General features: G+C 63.2%; 4 protein-coding genes. All 4 read left to right on the top strand.

Annotated elements, in window-relative coordinates; genetic code table 11:
• The first annotated feature begins 301 nt into the window (after window positions 1-301).
• Window positions 302-1,075, top strand: coding sequence for an MlaE family ABC transporter permease (locus NBW84_RS10575; protein ID WP_052914299.1), 774 nt, complete (start codon window positions 302-304; stop codon window positions 1,073-1,075).
• Window positions 1,075-1,917, top strand: a complete 843-nt coding sequence (locus tag NBW84_RS10570; RefSeq protein ID WP_250284069.1) for an ABC transporter permease — start codon at window positions 1,075-1,077, stop codon at window positions 1,915-1,917. The genes NBW84_RS10575 and NBW84_RS10570 overlap by 1 nt, the downstream gene beginning before the upstream one ends.
• A gap of 4 nt (window positions 1,918-1,921) precedes the next feature.
• The gene (locus NBW84_RS10565; RefSeq protein ID WP_250284067.1) at window positions 1,922-3,154 is read left to right on the top strand and encodes an MCE family protein; all 1,233 of its coding nucleotides are present in this window, start codon (window positions 1,922-1,924) and stop codon (window positions 3,152-3,154) included.
• On the top strand, window positions 3,151-3,466 hold a 316-nt coding region (locus NBW84_RS10560; RefSeq protein ID WP_250284065.1), incomplete at its 3' end, for an MlaD family protein. The genes NBW84_RS10565 and NBW84_RS10560, both read left to right, overlap by 4 nt.

The following is a 3,466-nucleotide window of genomic DNA, read 5'->3' as shown; positions in this document are numbered from 1 at the left end:
TCATACTGTCGGACGCCCTAGCCGCGGATCCACGACTCGCATCCCGACTGGTCGATCCCCAGCAAGACGAACAACGCCTGATGTCAGGGTCCACCGGTCCGCTGATCTCGCTCTTCGCGACCACCGGGGCTGTAGCTGAAGGGAAATTCTCAGTGCTGAGAGCAACTGTGCCGACCTGCCTGAGCCGGTCCACGGGCCGTCGGTGCGCGCTGCCGGCCGCTTCGGCTTCCGGCAGGCGCGTTCCGGCTGGTGATCGTTTTTGTGCCGGCGTTGCGCCCCAGGCGGTGTGCCCTTTATGGCTATGATCTCGCTTACCAGAATCGCCACACCGATCGGCAACTTCTTCGCGTTCACGCTCGACACGTTCGTCGCCGTTTTCCGGCGGCCGTTCCAATGGCGCGAGTTCATCCAGCAGACCTGGTTCGTCGCCAGTGTCTCACTCGGTCCGGCCATTCTGCTGGGTATCCCGTTCGTCGCGCTGGTCACCTTCCAGTTCAACCTGATCCTGTCGGAGCTTGGCGCGATCGACCTGAGCGGTTCCGGATCGGGCCTCGCCACGATCACCCAGATCGGCCCGGTTGCGACGACGTTCATCATCGCCGGAGCCAGTTCGACGGCCATCTGCGCGGACATAGGCGCTCGCCGGATCCGTGAAGAACTTGACGCGATGATGGTCCTGGGCATCGATCCCATACAGCGGCTGGTCGTGCCCCGGATGCTCGCGACCGCCCTGTGCGCGTTTCTGCTCAACGGCGTGATGATCCTGATCGGCCTGACTGGTGGGTTCTTTTTCGCGGTCTTCCTCCAGGAAGCCAGTCCAGGGCAGTACGTGGACTCGATGAAGCTTCTGGTCGGGTTCGCGGACCTGGTGCACGGTGAGCTCCGGGCTGTCGCCTTCGGTGTGGTCGGTGCTCTCGTCGGCTGCTATCGCGGCATGACCTGTGCCGGCGGCCCACGCGGTGTGGGCAACGCGGTGAACGAGACTGTGGTCTACACCTTCCTGGCGCTGTTCCCGCTCAACATCCTGTTGACCCAGGTGCCGTACTCATTGGGGATCGTTGGAGGGAACCACTGATGGCTGGAGGATTTCGGCGTGGTCTGGTCCACGTCTTTGGTGCGCCATTGCGGCTGCTGGACGACCTGGGCCGCCAAGCCTCATTCTACGGCCAGGCACTGGCCTGGACGCCAAAGGCGGTCAAGGATTACAAAACTGAGCAGGTCAGACTGATTGCCGAGGTGGGGATGAGCACTGGCGCCCTCGCGGTGATCGGTGGTTCGTCGATCATAACACTTTTCATCACACTGTTCGCCGGTGTCACCGGCGGGGTACAGACCTTCGATGCGTTGAAGAACCTCCAGCTCGAGGCGCTCGGTGGATTCGCCTCTGCCATCATCACCCCGCGGCTGCTGACACCGATCGTTGCCGGTGCCGCGCTTGCCGCGACGGTTGGCAGTGGCTTCACGGCGCAGCTCGGTGCAATGCGAGTCGCCGAGGAGATCGACGCTCTCGAAGTGATGGCTGTGCGTTCGCTGCCCTATCTGGTCACGACTCGACTGGTCGCCGGAATGATCACTATCATTCCGATTTTCGCGATGGCCATGGTCGGTGGATGGATCGGTTGGAAGGTGACCCAGGTCAACTTCTTCGGGCTTTCCGAGGGTACCTTCAACCACTATATGAACACGTTTATGCAGTGGCAGGATGTCATGTTCGCGTTCGCGCAGGCCGTGGGTATAGCGATAGTCATCATTCTGATCCACACCTACTATGGCTACACTGCCTCCGGCGGCCCGGCTGGTGTCGGCCAGGCGGTCGGGCGCGCGGTGCGGACCTCGCTCATCGCGGTCATGACGATTGAGCTGTGCATCGCGATGGCGTTGTACGCGAACTCCGACGCGTTTCGGATCTCGGGGTAGCGCTGTGCAGACATCGATGTTCGGTCGGGTGCGGCTACGGCTTTATGCGTTGATACTCATCGCGGTCGTGAGCGGCTTTGGTGCGCTGTGCATCGCCGCATACCGGCAAGCATTCATCAGCACTGTGGATGTCACGCTGCGCGCCGACCGCACCGGACTGCAGATGTATCGAGGTAATCGGGTGCAGCTGCGCGGTGTCGACGTGGGCCGTGTCGGGTCGATGACACGCACCGAGGACGGCCGAAGTGTGCTGATCACGCTCAAGATGGATCCCGACAAGATGAAGGACATCCCGGCTAACGTTGGAGTCCAGCTCAACCAGCTCACGGCGTTCGGTGCGAAGTCGGTCGAGCTGACCTATCCCGAGCATCCCACCACGCGCACCCTCCAGGCTGGTGACCAGGTCGGCGGGGACCGGGTGGCCGTCGAGGTCAACACACTGTTCGATCATCTCCAGCGCATCCTGGACACCGCCTCGCCGGCGAAGGTCAGCGCGGTGTTGGGGAACCTGGCCGGCGCGCTGCAGGGGCGCGGTGACGAGCTCGGGCAGACCGGCGCCGACCTCGCCGCCTATCTGAACAAGTTCAACGAGAACTTGCCGCAGCTGCAGAATGACTTTTCCAGGACGGCTGATGTCGCCAACCTCTATGCCGACATCGCCCCGGACCTGTCACACATCCTCGAGAGCGTAACGGTGACGAGCCGGACGCTGGTCGAGCAGCAGGCTCAGCTCGACTCCTTCCTGTTCCAGGTGAGCAAGACCGGAAACCAGGGCGGTGTCTTCTTCGGGCAGAACGCTGATGCTCTGGTGAGTGTCGTACAGAACGCGTTACCCACGACGGCTTTGTTGAAGCGGTACTCGCCGGAGTTCGCCTGCCTGCTACAGGGCATCGACAAGGCGGACAAGCAGATGATTGCCACGCAGGGGAAGGTGCCCGGCATCACCGGTCTCGTCGCCATCGAGCCGGGAGACGTCACGTACAAGAACCCGCGGAACCTCCCGAGCATGTCCGCCGACATCGGCCCGCAGTGCTATGGGTTGCCCAATTACGACGGGCGCGTGGTGCCGGCGGAGGCCACAAAGGACTTCGACAAGGGTGGTGAGGCGAACCCGTATCCCGGTGACAACCGGCTGCGTATGGGAGATCCGCCGCTGGTCGTGCAGTTGTTCGGTCCGTTGGCGGGCGTGCCATTGACGGACCAGGAGAAGGCACGGCTGCAGGGAGGTGCGCGGTGACAGGGGGCAAATCCGCGCTGGCCATTACCGGGCCTCTGATCAAGAGTGCGATCTTCCTCGTCGTGACCCTGTTGGTCCTCGGGTTCATCTCGATTGAGCTCGGCCAGCGCTTCGGACTCGACGACACCCGCCGCTACTCCGGAGTCTTCAGCGACTCCTCCGGCCTCCGGCCCGGCCAGACGGTCCGCATCGCCGGGGTGAGGGTCGGCACGGTGCACGACGTCAAGGTCCAGGACAGCGCACGCTCGGTCGTGGCCTTCGATGTCGACGCCAGTCGGCAGATCCCGCGGAACGCGCGTCTGGCAATCCGCT

This window comes from Protofrankia sp. CiP1_Cm_nod2 (genome assembly GCF_920664355.1).
Classification (GTDB): Bacteria; Actinomycetota; Actinomycetes; order Frankiales; family Frankiaceae; genus Protofrankia.
The sequence above is the reverse complement of the archived record's forward strand: the minus strand, read 5'-3'. Positions and strand labels throughout refer to the sequence as shown.

Bases quoted from the DNA above. Each gene is read 5' to 3' on its own strand.
- NBW84_RS10575 (WP_052914299.1), top strand. From the start codon at position 302: ATGATCTCGCTTACCAGAATCGCCACACCGATCGGCAACTTCTTCGCG.
- NBW84_RS10570 (WP_250284069.1), top strand. From the start codon at position 1,075: ATGGCTGGAGGATTTCGGCGTGGTCTGGTCCACGTCTTTGGTGCGCCA.